The organism is Micromonospora sp. NPDC051300, from assembly GCF_044455315.1.
Lineage (GTDB): Bacteria > Actinomycetota > Actinomycetes > Mycobacteriales > Micromonosporaceae > Micromonospora > Micromonospora robiginosa.
This window is the reverse complement of sequence record NZ_JBITEP010000033.1, coordinates 49575-64229: the sequence shown is the minus strand read 5'-3', so window position 1 is coordinate 64229 and position 14655 is coordinate 49575. Positions and strand designations below refer to the sequence as shown.

At 74.3% G+C, this 14655-nt stretch carries 12 protein-coding genes, 1 pseudogene and 1 riboswitch; of the genes and pseudogenes, 7 read left to right on the top strand and 6 right to left on the bottom strand.

All coding sequences use genetic code 11. The features are described from left to right. Positions 1–57: 57 nt before the first annotated feature. Complete coding sequence (locus ACIA5A_RS26845) at positions 58–912, bottom strand: alpha/beta fold hydrolase (protein ID WP_396767212.1); 855 nt, start codon at positions 910–912, stop codon at positions 58–60. A 57-nt stretch (positions 913–969) separates the two neighbouring features. Here ACIA5A_RS26845 and ACIA5A_RS26840 point away from each other — a divergent pair, with 57 nt between their 5' ends. After that, on the top strand, positions 970–1680 hold the full coding sequence (locus tag ACIA5A_RS26840; protein WP_396767211.1) for a TetR/AcrR family transcriptional regulator: 711 nt from the start codon (positions 970–972) through the stop codon (positions 1678–1680). A 530-nt stretch (positions 1681–2210) separates the two neighbouring features. Here the strand turns inward: ACIA5A_RS26840 and ACIA5A_RS26835 are convergent. Genes ACIA5A_RS26835 through ACIA5A_RS26820 form a run of 4 tightly spaced genes read right to left on the bottom strand, consistent with a single transcriptional unit; the run spans position 2211 to position 6140 of the window. Further along, on the bottom strand, positions 2211–2909 hold the full coding sequence (locus ACIA5A_RS26835; protein WP_396767210.1) for an SGNH/GDSL hydrolase family protein: 699 nt from the start codon (positions 2907–2909) through the stop codon (positions 2211–2213). Between the two features lie 40 nt (positions 2910–2949). Next, complete coding sequence (locus ACIA5A_RS26830; RefSeq protein ID WP_396767209.1) at positions 2950–3339, bottom strand: MmcQ/YjbR family DNA-binding protein; 390 nt, start codon at positions 3337–3339, stop codon at positions 2950–2952. A gap of 36 nt (positions 3340–3375) precedes the next feature. Continuing rightward, positions 3376–4599, bottom strand: coding sequence for an MFS transporter (locus tag ACIA5A_RS26825; protein ID WP_396767208.1), 1224 nt, complete (start codon positions 4597–4599; stop codon positions 3376–3378). Beyond that, complete coding sequence (locus tag ACIA5A_RS26820) at positions 4596–6140, bottom strand: class I adenylate-forming enzyme family protein (RefSeq protein WP_396767207.1); 1545 nt, start codon at positions 6138–6140, stop codon at positions 4596–4598. Before ACIA5A_RS26820 ends, ACIA5A_RS26825 begins: the two co-directional genes overlap by 4 nt. A 311-nt stretch (positions 6141–6451) precedes the next feature. On the opposite strand from ACIA5A_RS26820, the gene ACIA5A_RS26815 reads away from it, so the two are divergent. From ACIA5A_RS26815 to ACIA5A_RS26790, 6 genes and pseudogenes are all read left to right on the top strand, one after another. Beyond that, positions 6452–7735 carry an SGNH/GDSL hydrolase family protein gene (locus ACIA5A_RS26815; RefSeq protein WP_396767216.1) on the top strand — a complete coding sequence of 428 codons (1284 nt, stop codon included), beginning with the start codon at positions 6452–6454 and terminating at the stop codon, positions 7733–7735. Positions 7736–7803: 68 nt separating this feature from the next. Then, complete coding sequence (locus ACIA5A_RS26810; protein ID WP_396767206.1) at positions 7804–9027, top strand: cytochrome P450; 1224 nt, start codon at positions 7804–7806, stop codon at positions 9025–9027. Continuing rightward, a pseudogene (locus ACIA5A_RS26805) lies at positions 9024–9947 on the top strand (alpha/beta hydrolase); the annotation flags it as partial. The gene ACIA5A_RS26810 and the pseudogene ACIA5A_RS26805, both read left to right, overlap by 4 nt. A gap of 223 nt (positions 9948–10170) precedes the next feature. Beyond that, a complete protein-coding gene (locus ACIA5A_RS26800) occupies positions 10171–11301 on the top strand; it encodes an alpha-hydroxy acid oxidase (protein WP_396767205.1) in 1131 nt (376 codons plus the stop codon). 1 nt (position 11302) lies between these two features. Then, a complete protein-coding gene (locus ACIA5A_RS26795) occupies positions 11303–12616 on the top strand; it encodes a PLP-dependent aminotransferase family protein (protein ID WP_396767204.1) in 1314 nt (437 codons plus the stop codon). Positions 12617–12684: 68 nt separating this feature from the next. Beyond that, entirely contained in the window at positions 12685–12936 is a 252-nt protein-coding gene (locus ACIA5A_RS26790) for a hypothetical protein (RefSeq protein WP_091056082.1), read from the top strand. Between the two features lie 48 nt (positions 12937–12984). Here ACIA5A_RS26790 and ACIA5A_RS26785 read toward each other — a convergent pair whose 3' ends face one another. Continuing rightward, on the bottom strand, positions 12985–14421 hold the full coding sequence (locus ACIA5A_RS26785) for a glycine hydroxymethyltransferase (protein WP_396767203.1): 1437 nt from the start codon (positions 14419–14421) through the stop codon (positions 12985–12987). Between the two features lie 18 nt (positions 14422–14439). Further along, positions 14440–14529, bottom strand: a riboswitch (ZMP/ZTP riboswitch). Between the last annotated feature and the right edge of the window lie 126 nt (positions 14530–14655).

The window sequence follows — 14655 nt, the reverse complement described above, 5'->3', positions numbered from 1 at the left end:
GATGCCTCAAACGCTACGTCGCCCGCGAGCTCTACCAGATCATCACCTCAAACGATCTTAAACTCGCCGCTTGACATCCATAGGAGCATCCCCGCCGGTGGCGGGGGCCGTGAAGAAGGCGGCCAGGGGGTCGATCAGCGCGGGGGGCGCCACCGCGATGCCGTTGTGCGGGCTGCCCGGGACGCGCAGGGTGCGTGCCCGGGGGAGGACGGCGGCCAGCAGCTCGTTGGTCTCGGTGAAGAACGGCGCGGCCTTGGCGCCGCTGATCAGCAGCGCCTCGGCGGTGATCCCGGCGTACTGCTCGGCCGGCCCCTCGTAGGCCACGATCTGCCGCGACTCGGCGAGCGTCATGCCGACCAAGGCGCCCATCGTCCGCCCGACCTCGGTGCGCAGGAACGCCCGACAGAGCGCCGTGCGCACCGCCAGCGGCAGTCGCGACGCGGCGCTCTGCGGGTTGACGGCCGCGCCCACGATCGCCAGGGCGCGGGCGGTGTTCCCGGCCCGGATGGCCTCCTCGGCCGGGTCGAGGAACGCCGTCGACATGCCGTGCCCGGTCAGCCGCAGCGGGGCGTCGTAGACCGCGATCCGCTCCAGCGGCAGCCGCAGCGCGGCCCGCAGCACGACGAACGCGCCGTAGCTGTGCCCGACCGCCCAGCGGGCGCCGGTGTGCGCGAGCACCGCGCCGAGATCGTCGATCTCCTGCTCCACCGTGTACGGCTCGCGCCGCGCCGCCGCGTCCGCCCGGCCCCGCCGGTTGTAGATGTGCACCGTGAACCGGTCGGCGAGCCGGGCGACCAGCCGGCGGTATTCCCGGACGGTCACCCCGCCTCCGTGCACCACCACGAGTCCGGGGCCCGTGCCGGTGGTGTGCAGGACGATGCCCGCGCCGTCCGGCGCCGTGATCCGCTCCATGACCGTTTCCTCCGACCCGTGAAAGTGCGAACGACGTTTGCAGTTTACAGTGGGAGGGTGAGCGGCGCATCCACGAATCCGGCCGGCGACGGCACCGCCGGTCGGTCGATCTGGACCCGGCCCGTCCGCGGCACCCGGGGACCGACCCCGACGCACGGCCGGGACGAGATCACCTCGGCCGCGGTCGCGCTGGCCGACGCCGGCGGTCTGGACGCCGTCTCCATGCGGGCGGTGGCCGGAGCGCTCGGCATGGCCGCCGGCTCGCTCTACCGGCACCTGTCGTCCCGCGACGACCTGCTGGACCTGATGGTCGACCGGGTCGTGGGCGAGTTGCGTCCCCACCCCATCGACGGTGGGAGCTGGGTGGAGCAGTTCCTCCTGCTCGCCCGCCGTCAGCTCGCGATGCACCTACGGCACCCGTGGCTGGCCGACGCGCTCACCCGGCGCACCGCCCCCGGGCCCAACACGCTCGCCTGGTTCGACGCCTGCCTGCGCATCCTGCAACCGGTCCGGGCGGCTTCCGCCGCGAAGTTCGAGGCGATCGCCATGGTCACCGGCGTGGTGACGCTCTTCGCCCGCAACGCGGCGGCCGCCGGCACGGTGACGTTCGACCACGTGGACATGGCGGCCTACCCGCACCTGGCGGCCTACCCGCACCTGGCGGCCGCGTTCGCCGACCCCTCGTCCGCCCCGCCGCCCGGTGACGACCTGTTCGACCGCACCCTGCGCGCCCTGCTCACTGGCCTCCTGACCTCCGACCGGTCGTGACCCCCGACCGGCCGTGCCTCTCGATCGATCCTGGTCCTCGTGCGTCCGTGCGGCCCTGACCACGGGCGGCCGTCCGCCGGCGGCGGCCGTCCGCCGGCGGCGGCCGTCCGCCCGCGGCGGGCGTTCGTCGCGGCGCGCCGCGCCGAGCGCAAGGCCAGTGCCGAGGCGCCTAGAAACTTGATGGCGTGATTGACTCACCGACACCTCGTCCGGTCGCCCGGGTGCGGGGGAGCGCCCGCCTCGGCGCGACCCGCACCGTTCCGCGAGGTGATCAGCGTGGGTCTGCGGCAGTCGTCCGGCCGTGAGTCGTTCTCGCCATCAAGTTTGTAGGCACCGCTGCGGTGAGCGTCGCCCTCGACGGGGCTGCCCGGCGGCGGCGGGTCCGGATGGGCAGGGACTGTCTGAATGCCGCGGTCGGCCTGGATGGGACACGTCTGAACGGCGGGGGTGGGCCCGGAGGGAGCGTGTCCGAACGGCGGGGTCGGCCCGGAGGGAGCGCGGCGGCGCGGACGACGACCGGGGGGTCGCGATCATCGGCCGCCGTCAGACGGCACACCGCGGTCGCCGGCAGCCAGGACGCGCAGCGTCTCGGCGGTGGCGACCGCGTCGCTGCGGGCGCTGCCGTGGCGGCCGTCGCCGCTGTAGAGGGACGGGTCGGCGACCAGCGGGTGCTCGGTCAGGTGCACGTGCAGGGTGCCGAGGCGCTCGGCCACCGCGCGGGTGTGCCGGGAGAGCCGGCGCATCCGCTCGCCGAGGCCGGCCCGCAACGTCGCCGGCACCGCCGGGCTGTGCGACACGTCGAACATGCCCACCGTGATCACGTCCGCCCCGGCGTCGCGCAGCGCGGTGACCATCGTGGTCAACTCGGCGTCGACCGCGTCCGGGTCGAAGCCGGGCCGGAACGCGTCGTTGCCGCCGCACACCACAAGCGCCAGGTCGGGCGCGAAGGCCAGCGCGTCGCCCAGTTGGGTGGCCCGGACCTCGTGCGCGCGCAGCCCGCGTCGGCCGAGGTTCAGGTAGGCCAGCTCGGGTCGCACCGTGCGCAGTTCGGCCGCGATCCGGTCGGCCCACTGGACGTCGGGGTAGCCGGGCGTCGGCTCGCACAGCCCTTCGGCGACGCTGTCGCCCAGCACCACGAACCGGTGCCACGGATGCCCGCGCAGCAGGTCGGCGGCCTCACCGGGCCGCAGGCACCACGGGTCCGTCGCCTCGGTAAGCGTCGATGGCATGCCCGGCACGCTAGCCGACGCGCCGCCGTGGAGGAAGGCGTCAGGCGTCGGCCCGGTGCGCGGCGGCGAGTCGCTTCGGGGCGCGCGCGAACCACGCCTCGGTGATCAGCTCGGTCAGCTCGGCCACGTCGATCCGGTCGAGCCGGACCAGCACCGTCGGATAGCCGTCGAGGTGCGGGATGGTGAAGTAGACCAGCGGGTCGTCGGCGAGCAACGCCTCCTTGGCGCCCGGGTCCGACACCCGGACACCGAGGATCGGGCCGTCGGGCGCGGTGTCACCGAGCGCGTCGAGGTCGGCGCGGCGCAGCGGCCGTTCCCAGACGAACATCCTGTCGCGCACCCGCCAGGCCGGCAAGTCGTCGTAGGACCCGCGCTCGGTGGTCTCCGGCAGGGCGAGCGCGATGCGCCGGACGTCGTCCCAGGTGGCCATGCCGCGACGGTACGCCGACCCACCGACAACTCCCGGTCAGGCGGGAGTGGGGGCGACCGGCTCCGGCGCCGGCCGCTCCGCCGAGGTGCGGAAGAACAGCAGCGGCGCCACGGTGAGCACCAGGCAGGCCACCGACATCACCAGCAGCGCCGGGGTCAGGTCGAGCAGCGCCACCGACCAGCCGCCGAGCAGCGCGCCCACCGGCAGGCCGAGGAACGCCACCGAGCCGGAGAGGCCGAGCACCCGGGTCTGCAACGACTCCGGCACCCGCTGGTAGAGCGCGGCGCCGAGCAGCGGGTTCACGGCTGCGATCCCGATGCCGGACAGGAACGTCACCGTGAGCACCACCACCAGGTCGTCGCTGAGCGCCAACGCCAGCAGCCGGGGTGCCCCGCTGAGCGCCAGCCCGAGGGCGAAGGTGGCGCGGGCGGGCAGCCGGGTGCCGGCCAGCGTGAACAGCAGGTTGCCCAGCAGCGCGCCGCCCGAGAACACGCCCAGCAACAGCCCGAAACCGGCCGGGTCGCCGAGGACGTCGTTCACCCAGAGCGGGATCCAGACCGCGACGCTGGCGTTGGCGAACATGTTGGACACGGACACCACCAGCAGCATGACCAGCAGCGTCCGGTCGGTGCGCAGGTAGGCGAAGCCGCCGCGCAACGCCCGCAGGTAGCGCTCCCGGGGTGGCGGCTGCGCGAGCGCGGGGGGCCGCACCAGCACCCCGATCAGCAGCGCGCAGATCGCGAACGTGGCCGCGTCTATCCAGATCGCCCGGGTCAACCCGACCCAGTCGATCAACAGCCCGCCCAGCACCGCGCCGAACAACGTCATGCCCCGGGCCAGCCCGTCGTAGGCGGAGGTGAGCCGGATCAGCGGCACCCCGGCCCGTTCGGCGGCCGGCTTGAACAGCACGTGCTTGACCCGGTCGCCGATGCCGCGCAGCCCGCCGGCGATCGCCACCAGCACCAGCAACGTGCCGAAGCCGAGCCACGGCGCCAGCGCCACCACCGCCATCGCGGCCGCGCTCGCCGCGTCCACGAAGACCGAGGTGCGGCGTACGCCGAAGCGGTCCGCCCACGGCGTGGCCAGCGCGCTGGAGAGCATGTACGGCAGCGTCTCCGCGGCCGCGACCAGGCCCATCCGGGTCGGGCTGCCGGTGGTCTCCAGCACCAGCCAGGGGATCGCGACCACCGAGATCCGGGTGCCGAGGTTGGACAGCAGGTCGGCGCCGACTAGGGTGTACAACTCCCGGCGCGGGTTCACGCCGGGCTGCCGATCGGGTGGTTGGCGGCGTAGCGGGCCCGCAGCGCCCGTTTGTCGACCTTGGCGGACCGGTTCAGCGGCAGCGCGTCGACGAACTCCACCGCGCCCGGCGCCCACGTCTCGCTCAGTTCCCGGGTCACCAGCGCGACCAGCTCGTCGCCGGTGACCGACGCCCCCGGCGTCGTCACCACGTAGGCGTGCGGCAGCTCCCCGGCCACCGGGTCCGGCACCGCGATCACCGCGGCGGCGCGGACCTCGGGGTGCCCGGCGAGCACGTCCTCGATCGGCCGCGAGTAGATCGGCCAACTGCGTTGCCGGGTGAGGATCCGGTCCTGCATCCGGTCGACCAGATAGAGGTAGCCGTCGTCGTCGAGGTGACCGATGTCGCGGGTCCGCACCCAGCCGTCGACGAGCGTCTCGGCGGTCAGCTCCGGCTGGCCGTGGTAGCCGACGAAGCTCAGCTTCGTGCGGGCCCACACCTCACCGTCGACGCCGGCCGGCAGCGCCCGCCCGTCGGCGTCGCGGATCTCCACCGTGACGTCGCCGTACGGCCGGCCGCAGGACCGCAGCCGCTCCGGGTGCTCCGGGTCCTCGGTGAGGCCGGGCTGCGCGCAGATGACGACGGCCTCGCTGAGCCCGTAGACGATGCGCAGGCACGGACCGAACCGCTCGATCGCCTGGCGCAGCCGGGCCGGCGCGGCGGGCCCGGCGCCGACGTTGAACATGAACATCGCGGAGAAGTCGGCGCCCGGCAGGTCGGGATGGTCGAGCACCTCGTAGAGCATCGGCGGGGTGACGAACGTGGAGGTGAGCCGCTCGGCGTCGACGGTGGCGACGAACGCGGCCGGGTCCCACTGTTCGCGCAGGAACAGCACCCCGCCGGTGAACAGGTTGAACAGCGTGGTGACCTGGCCGCTGGCCAGCCACATCGGCGAGTGCGACAGGTGGCGCAGCAGCGGGAACCCGGCGGCCCGGAAGTCGGCCGCGAGCGCGAGCACCTGCCGGTAGAAGCTCTCCCGGTGGTGCACCAGCTTCGGCGTGCCGGTGGTGCCGCTGGTCTGCAGGAACGACTCCGGCGCCGGCACGTCGGCCGGCAGGTCGTCGTCGGCCGCTCCGGCCGCGGTCAGGTCCGGCCCGGCGCCGTCGGGCCCGAGGCAGAGCACCGGTACGCCGGCCAGCCCGGCCGCGAGCTGCCCGCCCAGCGGGTCGCGGGGGTCGTGCACGAAGACCTCCGGCGCGGCCAGCGCGACGAACTCGTCGATCTCCCGCCGGGAGGTGACCGGGGCGATCCACATGCTGCGGCAGCCGAGCAGGTGCAGCGCGAGCTGCAGCAACGGGCCCTCGACCGTGTTGCCGAGCATCACCAGCACCGCCGCGCCGGGGCGTACGCCGTGCCGGCGCAGCGCGGCGGCCAGGCCGCGCACCTCGGCGGCGACCTGCGGGTAGCTCAGCCGGCGTCCGCCGCCGACCAGAGCCTCCCGGTCGCCGAATCCGGCGAACAGCTCCAACGCCTCGTGCACGTAGTTCGGGCGGTCGGTCATGGCAGCCCCCATCGTGGTCCGCGGGCGGCGTCCGGCCAGGTCGGGGCCAGGACTTCACGGCGGGTGCCCGGATCGGCGACCGCACCGCCGCCGGTTCCGAGCCTAGGCAGCGGCGGTCCACCGGGGACAGAGCCGATCGTCGGTGCCCGGCATCCCCCGGGCATTTGATCATGTCGATCAGGTTGATTGACGCTCGTCACCGGCGACGGCTAGTTTCCGGTCCATCGCCCGGGGAAGATGGCGCCGACCGCGCCACGCCCGGGGCTGCCGAACATGGAGGATCGATGCCGACCCCGAAGAGATGGCACGTCATAGCTTCCGCCGCCACGCTGCTGCTCGCCGGCACCCCGGCGGTCACCGCGAGCGCCGGCCCCACCGACACCGACCGCGCCGGGCACGGGCGCGCCGAGTGGGCCGGGAGCTGGGCCGCGGCGGTCACCCGCGGAAACACCGTGGGACTGACGAACACCGGCCTCAACGACCAGAGCATCCGGATGACGGTGCAGACCACGGTGGGCGGCCCGCGCCTGCGGGTCCGGCTCACCAACCTCTACGGCGAGCAGGCCGTCAAGGTCGGTCACGCCACCGTCGCCCGGCCGAACACCGCCACCGCCGACGACCTGTCCGACGTCGACCCGGCAAGCGTCCGGGAGCTGACCTTCTCCGGCGGCACGTCGGCGACCATCAACAAGGGCGCCGAGCTGCTCAGCGACCCGCTGGCCTATCCGGTCGCCGAGCAGGAGGACCTGGTGGTCACCCTGTACTTCCCGGTGCTCACCGGACCTGTCACGTTCCACGGCCAGTCCCGGGTCACCAACTTCATCGGGGCGACCGACCTGACCACCGCGGCCGGCGGCGCCGGCTTCACCATCAAGCCGAACTGCTGCTGGATGTTCCTGTCCGGCATCGACGTGGAGCGCAGGGCCACGCCCGGCTCGGTGGTGGTCCTCGGCGACTCCATCGGCGACGGCAACGGCAGCACCGTCAACGCCGACAAGCGCTGGCCGGACCTGCTCGCGAAGCGGCTCGTCGACGCCCGCCCGGAGGTCCGCACGCCGGGCGTGCTCAACCTCAGCCTGGCCGGCAACCGACTCAACCACGAGGGCACCGAGCCCGGCGCGGGTGGCTTCCCCGGCTACTACGAGCTGGGCCCGAACGCCCTGGCCCGGCTCAACGAGGACGTGTTTCCGCAGACCGGCGCCCGCACCGTCATCACCCACCTGGGCATCAACGACATCTGGATGAGCGACGACAGCAGCGACGCGATCATCGCCTCGCTGCGGCAGCTCAACCAGCAGGTGAAGGCGCGTGGGCTGACCAGCCTGGTCGGCACCATCACGCCGTACGAGGGCAACGGCGGGCCGGGGGTGTGGACCGAGGAGAAGGACGCCACCCGCAACGCGGTCAACGCCTGGCTGCGCGGGGCCGGGCGGGCCGAGTTCGACGGCGTGCTCGACTTCGACGCCGTGCTGCGTGACCCGGCGCGGCCGAGCCGGCTGCTGCCGGCGTACGACGCCGGGGACCACATCCACCCGAACGACGCGGGCGCGCAGGCGATGGCGAACGCCGTCCCACTGCGACTGCTCGGGCTGTGACACCGGGCGGGGGCGGCGTCGACACGGCGGCCGCCCCCGCCGCCGTTTCCTGGGGAGGAAGAACCGCCGTGGACGTCAGTGAGATCCTGACCGGCCTGTACAGCGAGCAGGGCCGGCAGAACCCGTATCCCTTCTACACGGCCCTGCACGCGCACGGGCCGATCAACGCCATTCCCACCCGCGCCGAGCACAGCACCGTCACCGCCGTGGCCGGCGGGTACGACGTGGTGGACCGGATCCTGCGCGATCCCGGGTGGTACAAGGGCTTCCCGCCCGGCTGGGAGGAGCAGGAGATCCTGCGGACCTTCCTGACCTCGATGATGTTCATCAACCCGCCGGACCACACCCGGATGCGCGCGGTGTTCGCCAGCACGTTCACCCCGCGCCGGCTGGGCGCGTTGGAGCCGGTGGTGGTGCGGATCGTCGAGGAACGGTTGGCGGCGATGGCCGAGGCCGGCGCGGACGGCGCCGAGGTGGACTTCGTCGCCGACTTCGCGTACCCGGTGCCGGCGCTGGTGATGGCCGAGTTCATCGGCCTGCCGGCCGCGGACCTGGCCTGGTATCGGCAGCGCGTGGACTGGATCGACGAGTACATGGACGTCGCCGGCAAGACGCCGGAGCGGCTGGCCCGGGCCAACCAGGCCGCCGAGGAGCTGCGGGCCTACTACCGCGACCTGATCGCCCACCGCCGCCGCGCGCCGAGCGCCGACCTGATCAGCGGCCTGGTCGAGGTGCTCGACGCCGGCGACGTGGAGCTGACCGAGGACGAGCTGATCAGCAACCTGATCGTCCTGTTCAACGCCAGCTTCGTCACCACCGTCTACATGTTCAGCAACGGACTGCCGCTGCTGCTCGCCCACCCGGAGGTGACCGCCGCGCTGCCCGGCGACGACGCGCTCGCCCGCGGCTGCGTGGACGAGGTGCTGCGGATGGAGAGCCCGGTGCACTTCCTGGCCCGGTCCGCGCCGGCCGACGCCGAGCTGGACGGTGTGCCGGTGGCCCGGGACGACAACGTGCTGCTGCTGATCGCCGCCGCCAACCGCGACCCGTCGCGGTTCCCCGACCCGGACCGCTTCGACCCGCACCGGGACGGCCCGCCGTCGCTGGCCTTCGGGGTGGGTCTGCACTTCTGCCTCGGCTCGGCGGTGTCGAAACTGGAGGGTCGGCTCGCGCTGCCCCGCCTCTTCGCCCGCTTCCCCCGGCTCGCCGTCACCCAGCCCTACACCTACAGCGGCAGCCTCTTCCTGCGCGGCATCGACAAGCTCTTCGTCACCACCGGGGAGGCCGGATGACCCTCGATCCGCAGGTGGTCGCGTGGCGGGCCGCGCGCGCGGCCGACGGCGCCGCGCCGCTCTACACCCAGACCCTCGCCGAGGCCCGCGCCGCCGACCTCGCCGCGATCCGCGCCGGCGCCGGCGCGGTCGAGCCGGTGGCCGAGGTACGCGACACGACGGTGCCCGGCCCGGCCGGGCCGCTGCCGGTGCGGATCCACCGGCCGGCCGGCGACGGCCCGCTGCCCACGCTCGTCTACTTCTTCGGCGGTGGCTGGACGCTCGGCAGCGTGGACACCGCCGACGGGATCTGCCGCCGGCTGGTCAACCTGGCCGGCTGCCAGACCGTGACCGTCGGCTACCGGCTCGCCCCGGAGCACCCGTTCCCGGCGGCGGTGGACGACTGCCACGCCGCGCTGCGCCACCTGGCCGCGCACGCCGACGAGTTCCGGGTCGATCCGGGTCGGCTGGCGGTGGGCGGGGACAGCGCCGGCGGCAACCTGGCCGCCGCGGTGACGCTGCTGGCCCGCGCCGACGGCGGCCCCCGGCTCGCCGCCCAGGTGCTGGTCTACCCGAACACCGACCAGCGTCCCGGGCAGCGCCCGGCCGACGACGAGGACCCGCTCCTGTTCAACAGGCACTCGGTCGGCTGGTACCGCGGTCACTACCTGGCCGACCCGGGCGACGCGGCCCATCCGCTCGCCTCGCCGCTGCTCGCCGAGGACCTGGCCGGCCTGCCGCCGGCGCTGGTCGTCACCGCCGGCCACGACCCGCTGCGCGACGAGGGCCGCCGGTACGCCGAGCGACTGGCCGAGGCCGGCGTGCCGACCGAGACGGCCGACTACCCGGGCATGGTGCACGGCTTCTTCGCCATGGCCGGCGTGTTCGACGCCGGCGGTGACGCCCAGCGGCGGGCCGCCGCGTTCCTGCGCCGCCGGTTCGGCCTCGACCCGGCCGGTTCGGCGTCGGCGGGGGGCGGCGAGTCGGCCGGTTCGGCGTCGGGGGGCGGCGAGTTGGCCGGTTCGGCGTCGGGGGGCGGCGAGTTGGCCGGTTCGGCGTCGGGGGGCGGCGAGTTGGCCGGTTCGGCGTCGGGGGGCGGCGAGTCGGCCGGTCCGGCGGCGGCGGGCGGGCAGCCGGCCGCGAGCGCGACGGGTGCCGGCACCCATGGCTGAGCGGACCGGCCGGACACCGGCCCCGGTCGCCGAACCGGGATTCGTGGCGCCGGCGTGCCTGGACGACTTCGCGGCGCTGGCCCGGGCGGTGCTGCCGGCCGACGTGTGGGACTACGTCGACGGCGGCAGCGGCGCCGAGACCGCGCTGGCCGCGAACCGGGCCGCGCTGGACCGGGTGGCGGTGCTGCCCCGGATGCTGGCCGGGGTGGAGGAGCCGTCCACCGAGGCGACGCTGCCGGGTGGCCCGGCGGCGCTGCCGGTGGCGGTCGCGCCGATGGCGTACCAGCGGTTGCTGCACCCCGACGGGGAGACGGCGCTCGCGGCGGCGGCGGCCGCGGCCGGCGTGCCCTACGCGGTCAGCACGCTGTCCAGCACGCCGGTCGAGGAGGTCGCGGCGGCCGGCGGCACGGTCTGGTTCCAGCTCTACTGGCTGCGCGACCGGGCGCTGGTGGCCGACCTGCTGGACCGGGCACTGGGCGCCGGCTGCGCGGCGGTGGTGGTGACCGTGGACGTGCCGGTGCTGGGCCGGCGGCTGCGCGACGCGCGCAACGGCTTCGCGCTGCCGCCGCACGTCACCGCCGCCAACCTGCCCGGCGGCCGGGACGACCTGGCCCACCAGGGCACGCCCGGAGTCTCGGCGGTGGCGGTGCACACCGGCGCGGTCTTCGCCCCGGCGGTGAGCTGGGCGGACCTGGCCTGGCTGCGGGCGCGTACCTCGGTTCCACTGCTGGTCAAGGGCATCCTGGACGCGCGCGACGCGGTCCGCGCGGTGGACGCCGGCGTGGACGCGGTGGTGGTCTCCAACCACGGCGGCCGGCAGCTCGACGCCGCCCCGGCGAGTGTGAGCGTGCTGCCGGAGGTGGTCGACGCGGTCGGGGAGCGGTGCGCGGTGCTGCTGGACAGCGGCGTGCGCGGCGGCGTCGACGTGCTGCGCGCGCTCGCCCTCGGCGCGTCCGGCGTGCTGCTCGGGCGTCCGCTGCTCTGGGCGCTCGCCGCCGGCGGGCGGGCCGGCGCGGAGGCCGCCCTGGCGCTGCTCGCGGCCGAGCTGCGCGACGCGCTCATCCTCAGCGGCTGCCCCGACCCGGCGGCGGCGCGGGGGCTGCGCACCCGGATCGGAGGCTGACGTGGAACCGGTGGACCTGGCCGTCACGGCGCTGCACGGCAGCGTCGGCGATCCGGCGTTGAACTCGATGAACTTCCTCAACGAGGTGGCGCAGCACTACCCGGACGCGGTGTCGCTGGCCGCCGGCCGGCCGTACGAGGAGTTCTTCGACTCGTCGGCGCTGGCCGGGCACCTGGACCGCTTCCGCCGGCACCTCGCCGACGACCTGGGGCTCGGCCCGGCCCAGGTCGACCGGACGCTGTTGCAGTACGGGCGGACCAAGGGCATCGTGCACCACCTGATCGCCCGCAACCTCGCCGTCGACGAGCGGATCACTGTCGACCCGGAGGCGGTCGTGGTGACCGTCGGCTGCCAGGAGGCGATGTTCCTGGTGCTGCGCGCGTTGCGCGCCGACCCGGCCGACGTGCTGTTCGCGGTCGCGCCCACGTACGTCGGGCTGACCGGCGCGGCCCGCCTGGTCGACCTGCCGGTGCGTCCGGTGGCCGGCGGTCCGGACGGCGTCGACCTGGCCGACCTGCGCGCCGGGGTGCGTCGGGCCCGTGCCGAGGGGCTGCGACCGCGCGCCTGCTACGTGATGCCGGACTTCGCCAACCCGTCCGGCGTCAGCATGGACACCGCGCAGCGTCGGCGGCTGCTCGACCTGGCCGCCGAGGAGGACCTGCTGATCATCGAGGACAACCCGTACGGCCTCTTCCCGGCCGACGGCACGGACCGCCGGCCCACGCTGAAGGCGCTGGACACCGCCCGCCGGGTCGTCTACCTCGGGTCGTTCGCGAAGACCGTGCTGCCCGGCGCCCGGGTCGGCTACGTCGTCGCGGACCAGCGGGTGGCCGGCGCGGACGGCACGGTGGGCCCGCTCGCCGACCAGCTCGCCAAGATCAAGAGCATGGTCACGGTGAACACGTCGCCGATCAGCCAGGCGGTGATCGGCGGCGTGCTGCTGGCGCACGACTGCTCGCTGGTGGCGGCGAACGTCCGGGAGCGGGCCGCGTACGCCCGCAACCTCGCCCACCTGGTCGACGGCCTGGCCCGGCGCTTCCCGGCCGGCGGGCCGGTGCGCTGGACGGTGCCGGCCGGCGGCTTCTTCGTGGTGGTGACCGTGCCGTTCCCGGTCGACGACGCGTTGCTGCACCGCTCCGCGCGCGAGTACGGCGTGCTCTGGACCCCGATGGCGCACTTCTACGACGCCGGCACGCCGGTGGACGCGCTGCGCCTGTCGGTGAGCGCGGTGACCCCGGCGCAGATCGACCTGGGGCTGGACCGGCTCGCCGCGCTGGTCACCGACACCACGGCCGCCGTGGGGGCGCCGGCCTGACGGCGCAGTGTCGCGGTTCCGGCACCACCCGTGTTCCCGAGCGCCGGCCCTCCGTTGATAATGGACGGATGGTTGCCTGGGAGTACGCGTTGCTGGTCCGCCGCTATCAGGGGCAGGGCCGGAATTTCCACGTCTCGTTCGTCTGGTACGGCCCGGACGGGTCCCGCACCGACGTCACCGCGTACGGCGACACCGCTGTCGCGCACCTCAACCGGGTCGGCCGGGAGGGCTGGGAGCTGGTCTCCGCGGCCGAGGACGTGAACAACGTGCAGGGCAGCACCGAGGTGCACCGCTACCACCTCAAGCGCCCGCTGCGCTGAGGTCCCGCGCCCCCGCCGGCCGCCCGGCCGGCAGGGGCGCGGCCTGTCTCAGCCCAGCGAGACCTCGGGGTAGAGCGGGAACGGGGCGAGCAGGTCGGCGGCCTGCTTGCCGACCGACTCGGCGGTCGCCGGGTCGAGCACGTACTTCGCCTTCGACGGGGCGCCGTCCGGGCCGGTGCCCGCGCTCGTCGCGGTGAGCACGGTGTGGATCAGCTCGGCGGTGGCGTCCATCTCGGCGGCGGCGAGCCCCCGGGTGGTCAGCGCCGGCGTGCCGATCCGGATGCCGGAGGTGTACCACGCGCCGTTCGGGTCCTGCGGCACCGCGTTGCGGTTGGTCACGATCCCGGAGTCGAGCAGCGCCTGCTCGGCCTGCCGACCGGTCAGGCCGTACCCGGAGACGTCGATGAGCACCAGGTGATTGTCGGTGCCGCCGGTGACGAGCGTCGCGCCCCGGCGCAGCAGCCCGTCGGCGAGCGCCTGCGCGTTGTCGACGATCCGCTGGGCGTAGTCGGCGAAGTCGGGGCGCCGGGCCTCGGCCAGCGCGACCGCCTTGGCGGCCATCACGTGCGGCAGCGGGCCGCCGAGCACCATCGGGCAGCCCCGGTCGACCTGGTCGGCCAGCTCCGGGCCGCAGAGCACCATGCCGCCGCGCGGGCCGCGCAGCGACTTGTGCGTGGTGGTGGTGACGATGTGGGCGTGCGGCACCGGGTCGAAGTCGCCGGTGAAGACCTTGCCGGCGACCAGGCCGGCGAAGTGCGCCATGTCGACCATGAAGGTGGCGCCGACCGAGTCGGCGATCTCCCGCATGATCCGGAAGTTGACCTTCCGCGGGTACGCCGAGTAGCCGGCGACCAGGATCAGCGGCTTGAACTCCCGGGCCGCCTCGGCCACCCGGTCGTAGTCGATCAGGCCGGTGGCCGGGTCGGTGCCGTAGCTGCGCTGGTCGAACATCTTGCCGGAGATGTTCGGCCGGAAGCCGTGGGTGAGGTGGCCGCCGGCGTCGAGCGACATGCCGAGCATCCGCTGGTTGCCCAGCTCCCGGCGCAGCGCGAACCAGTCCGCCTCGGTGAGGTCGTTGACCTGGCGCTTCTGCGCCTTCTTCAGCGCGGGCGACTCGACCCGGTCGGCCAGGATCGCCCAGAACGCGACCAGGTTGGCGTCGATGCCGGAGTGCGGCTGCACGTAGGCGTGGGTCGCCCCGAACAGCTCCCTGGCGTGCTCGGCGGCGAGCGCCTCGACGGTGTCCACGTTCTGGCAGCCGGCGTAGAAACGCCGCCCGATCGTGCCCTCGGCGTACTTGTCGCTGAACCAGTTGCCCATGGCCAGCAGCGTCGCGGGGGAGGCGTAGTTCTCGCTGGCGATCAACTTCAGCGACTCACGCTGGTCGGCCAGCTCCGCCCCGATGGCGTCCGCGACCCGCGGCTCGACGGCGCGGATCACCTCCAGCGCGGTGCGGAAGGCGGTGGACTCGACGTTGTGCGACATGCGACCTCCTGGTGACGTGCGGAAGGCCCAGGCGCTCGGCATGCGTCCTCATGACGAGGCCGCTCCCCGATGGTGCTCCATCTCCACGCGCCAGTCACGGCCCGAGGCCGATCCTAGCGGTCGGCGCCGGGCCGGACCTGCGGGGTCGCGCGCCCCCCTCGTGGGCTGAGGTGTAAGGAGGGGCCCCTTCTTAACGCATTCTGCATAGGCGGGGCCCCTTCTTATCACCGGGTG

Excerpts from the sequence above, each read along its gene's own strand:
- ACIA5A_RS26845 (WP_396767212.1), bottom strand. The coding sequence starts at position 912 with ATGGAGCGGATCACGGCGCCGGACGGCGCGGGCATCGTCCTGCACACC.
- ACIA5A_RS26835 (WP_396767210.1), bottom strand. The coding sequence starts at position 2,909 with ATGCCATCGACGCTTACCGAGGCGACGGACCCGTGGTGCCTGCGGCCC.
- ACIA5A_RS26800 (WP_396767205.1), top strand. The coding sequence starts at position 10,171 with ATGGCTGAGCGGACCGGCCGGACACCGGCCCCGGTCGCCGAACCGGGA.
- ACIA5A_RS26820 (WP_396767207.1), bottom strand. The coding sequence starts at position 6,140 with ATGACCGACCGCCCGAACTACGTGCACGAGGCGTTGGAGCTGTTCGCC.
- ACIA5A_RS26830 (WP_396767209.1), bottom strand. The coding sequence starts at position 3,339 with ATGGCCACCTGGGACGACGTCCGGCGCATCGCGCTCGCCCTGCCGGAG.
- ACIA5A_RS26785 (WP_396767203.1), bottom strand. The coding sequence starts at position 14,421 with ATGTCGCACAACGTCGAGTCCACCGCCTTCCGCACCGCGCTGGAGGTG.
- ACIA5A_RS26790 (WP_091056082.1), top strand. The coding sequence starts at position 12,685 with ATGGTTGCCTGGGAGTACGCGTTGCTGGTCCGCCGCTATCAGGGGCAG.